This is a genomic window from Zoogloea sp., assembly GCF_030157465.1.
Classification (GTDB): domain Bacteria; phylum Pseudomonadota; class Gammaproteobacteria; order Burkholderiales; family Rhodocyclaceae; genus Zoogloea.
The window spans coordinates 1-4,238 of sequence record NZ_JAOAUU010000067.1 but is presented as its reverse complement, the minus strand read 5'-3'; the positions used below and the strand labels follow the sequence as shown (position 1 = coordinate 4,238).

Genomic DNA, 4,238 nt, shown 5'->3' with positions numbered 1-4,238 from the left:
CAACATCACGCTCCAATCAACCCCCAAAAAACAAAACACTCTCCACTGCGAGCCAGGCAGTAACTCCGAAACCTGTCCTCACGCGATGTCCCGGCTGGATTAACGCAGGCTAAACTTAGCCAGCGATCCCCGAATAAAGCGGCATTTTGCAGGAGGCTGCCGTACGGGAAGACGCGATGATCCTCGCATGTCGATGGGCATTGCGTGTGCAATTGCAAATATCCCTGATCTCTTCGAGATTATTTCCGCGTTTCCGGAGGCTGATTTGACGCCCGATTTGATGCCCGGCCTGATTCTGGTCCATGGTAACCACCCAGAATCGCTGCGCGATTTGCTGCTTGCCTGGATTCGGCGCTATCCGCTCGCTCCCCTCGAAACCGAAACCCTTCTCGTGCACAGCAACGGCATCGCCCAGTGGCTGAGGCTTGCACTGGCAGAGGATGCCGACGGTGGAGGTTGCGGCATTGCAGCCGGGCTCGACATGTCCCTGCCGTCACGTTTCCTGTGGCAGGTGTATCGGGCTGTGCTTGGGCGCGATGTGGTGCCCGAAACCTCTCCGTTCGACAAGCCCTTGCTGGTATGGCGGCTGATGCGTTTGCTGCCCGAGCTGATGGATCAGCCGGCTTATGCACCGATGCGGCGCTTCCTTGCAAGCGATGCAGACCTGCGCAAGCGTTTCCAGCTTGCCGAACGTCTTGCGGATCTGTTCGACCAATACCAGGTTTATCGTGCGGACTGGCTGGCTGCGTGGGCCGCAGGCGACGATGTGCTGATCCGCGTCGCCGGAGAGCGCGTGAGCCTGCCCGAAGAGCAGCGCTGGCAGGCCGGCCTCTGGCGGGCCCTGCTAGCCGACGTGGCTGTGACAGAAGGTGATGACGCTCTGGCGGGGCAGGGCCGTGCTGCAGTGCACGACGCTTTTCTGCGCAAGGTGGAGGCGTGGCCCGAGCACGGGCCGATGGGCGAACGCCCTTCCGGTCTGCCACGCCGGGTCATGGTATTCGGCATCTCGGCGCTGCCGCGCCAGTCACTGGAAGTGCTCGCGGCGCTGGCTCGCTGGACTCAAGTGCTGATGTGCGTTCATAACCCCTGCGAGCATTACTGGGCCGACATCGTCGCTGACAAGGATCTGCTGCGCGCCACCCGCACGCGCCAGCAGCGCCGCGCCGGCATGCCGGCCGAGATTGCCGACGAGAACCTGCATCTTCATGCCCATCCGCTTCTGGCCGCGTGGGGCAAGCAGGGGCGCGACTTCATCGGCCTGCTCGACGAGCACGACAGCGACGCTGCCCGTGCGGGCTACCTGCAGTATTTTGTGGATATCCGTCAGCGCATCGATTTGTTTTCATCCCATGGGCAGGATTGCCTGCTCAACCAGTTGCAGGACGACATCCGCGATCTGCGCCCGCTATCCGAAACCCGCGCCCGCTGGCCGGATGTGTCGGCCGACGACGACTCGATCCGCTTCCACGTCGCGCACAGTGCCCAGCGCGAGGTCGAGGTTCTCCACGACCAGCTTCTCGCTGCCTTCAATGCGGATGCCAGCCTGCGGCCGCGGGACGTGATCGTGATGGTGCCGGACATCGACGCCTACGCGCCCCATATCCAGGCCGTGTTTGGCCTTGTCGACAGTTTTGATCCGCGCTTCATCCCCTTCAGCATTGCCGACCAGGGCCGCCGGCATCACGATCCGCTGGTCAATGCGATCGCAAAACTCATCGATCTGCCGGCCTCGCGCATCGCTGTGAGCGATGTGCTCGATCTTCTCGAAGTGCCGGCCCTGAGAAGCCGCTTCGGCATTGCCGACGACGATCTGCCGCTGCTCCATCGCTGGATCCACGGCGCCAATGTGCGTTGGGGCCTGCATTCCGAACACCGGCGGAGCCTTGACCTGCCGGACTCGCCGGATGGCAACACCTGGCTTTTCGGCCTGCGTCGCATGCTGCTGGGCTACGCCGTGGGGGCTACCGGGGGCGCCTGGCAGGACATCGAGCCTTTCGACGAAATCGGCGGCCTCGATGCGGCGCTGCTCGGCCCGCTCGTGCAACTGCTCGACCGGCTCGAAGCCACCTGGCGCGCGTTTGCCAGCGAGGCGAGTGCCGCCGACTGGTGCCGCCGCCTGCGTGGCCTCATGGCTGATTTCTTTGCCCCGGAAGAGAGCGCCGACGCCTTCACGCTGCAGCAACTCGAACTTGCCCTCGAGCGCTGGCAGGATGCCTGCGCCCAGGCCGGGCTCGACAGCCCATTGCCGCTGGCCGTGGTGGGCGAACACTGGCTGGCCCAGCTTGACGACAGCGGCCTGTCGCAGCGTTTTTTTGCCGGCACGGTAACGTTTGCGACCCTCATGCCGATGCGCGCGATTCCATTTCGCCAGGTTTGCCTGCTCGGGCTGAACGACGGAGATTACCCGCGTACCCGGGTGCCGATGGATTTCGACCTGATGGGGCGTGACTACCGCCCCGGCGACCGTTCCCGCCGTGAGGACGACCGTTATCTCTTTCTCGAAGCGCTGCTTTCGGCGCGGGAGCGGCTGCTCGTCTCATGGGTCGGGCGCAGCATCAACGACAACACGGTGCGCCCGCCGTCGGTGCTGGTTGGCCAGCTGCGCGATCACCTCGCCGCCGGCTGGAAGCTGGCCGGGTATCAGGAAGAGGAGGGCGCACTGCTCGACGTGCTGACCATCGAACACCGCCTGCAGCCCTTCAACCCCGACTACTTCCCGGCTGATGTCACCGGTGCGCGTTTATTTACCTACGCCAGGGAATGGCGCATTGCCGACGATCGCCCGGCAGCCGACACCGGGCGGCTCGCCAGCCTGCCCCGCAGCGAGCCCCTCAAGCTGGCTGATCTGGCCGGCTTTTTGCGCGATCCGGTCAAAGCCTTCTTCCGCCAGCGCCTGCACGTCAGCTTCGAAATGGACGATCCGGCCAGTGAAGACCAGGAGCCTTTTGATCTCGACGGTTTGCAGAAGTGGGCCCTGTGGAACGAACTCATCGCGCTGCAGGCAAACGCCGTGCATGCCGGAACACCGCGTGAGGACGCGCTCGCCGAAGGCCTTCAGCGCATCCGCCGTCGCGGTGAGCTGGCCGCCCGCGCCTTTGCCGACGTGATGGTCGACGCGCTTGCCGAGCCGATGGAAAAAATGTTCGAACGCTACGCAAGCAGCCTTGCACGCTGGCCCATTGCCGCCCCCCACGACGAAGAGCTGCGCTATCACAGCGACGCCACCGGCCTGCGCGTTGAAGACTGGCTGCGTGACATTCGCACTGATGCCGACGGCAACCGGGGGCGCGTCCTGCTGGAAAGCAGCGATGTGATCAAGAAGGGCAAATACCAGCGCCACAACCTGATCAAACACTGGATCAGCCACCTGGGCGCCCATCTTTCGGGCGGGGCGCTCACCACGCAGATCATCAGCAAGGCCGGCGACGTGACGCTGGAACCCCTCGACCCGCAAGTCGCCCGCGAGCAGCTCGACGAAATCCTCAAGGCGTGGCTAGAAGGTCAGACCCGGCCGCTGCCGCTAGCCGCCAAAACCGCCTTCGCCTGGCTTGACGACAGTGCCGGCGGTGCAATCGGCAGCGCCCCCCGCATCTACGAGGGCGACGGCTACATGCAGCCTGGTGAAGTTGAATCCAGCCCTTACCTGCAGCGCGCCTGGCCGGATTTTGCAACGCTCACGGCCAGCGGCGAATTCGCCCATTTGGCCGAAGTCCTGTTGCGCCGTCTCTACCAGGCCACCTTCGCCCGATCTGCCCGAGCGCAAAAAGCCGCTGCCAACACCGGAGAGCTGGCATGACCCCGACCTCCCTCGATCCGCTGCGTTTTCCGCTCCGCGGTAGCCGCCTCATCGAAGCCAGCGCCGGCACCGGCAAAACCTTCACCATCGCGGCGCTTTACCTGCGTCTGGTGCTCGGCCACGGCGGTGATGAAGCCGCCTTCGCCCGGCCGCTCACCCCGCCCGAAATCCTCGTCGTCACCTTCACCGACGCTGCCACCAAAGAGCTGCGCGACCGCATCCGTGCCCGCCTTGCCGAAGCGGCCCGCTGTTTTCTCGCCGATCCGGCCGACATCGAAGACAAGCCACCGGGCGAAGATCTGCTCCACGACCTGCGCGCCGACTATCCGCCCGACGCCTGGACCGCCTGCGCCCGCAAGCTGCAACTGGCCGCCGAATGGATGGACGAGGCCGCCGTATCCACGATTCACGGCTGGTGCAACCGCATGCTGCGCGAGCACGC

The 4,238-nt window shown here is 64.7% G+C and carries 2 protein-coding genes; both read left to right on the top strand.

The genetic code is table 11. The features are described 5' to 3' along the window. Window positions 1-265: 265 nt before the first annotated feature. Window positions 266-3,796, top strand: a complete 3,531-nt coding sequence (recC, locus tag Q1W26_RS09075; protein ID WP_300438767.1) for an exodeoxyribonuclease V subunit gamma — start codon at window positions 266-268, stop codon at window positions 3,794-3,796. Further along, on the top strand, window positions 3,793-4,238 hold a 446-nt coding region (locus tag Q1W26_RS09070), incomplete at its 3' end, for a UvrD-helicase domain-containing protein (RefSeq protein ID WP_300438764.1). The genes recC and Q1W26_RS09070, both read left to right, overlap by 4 nt.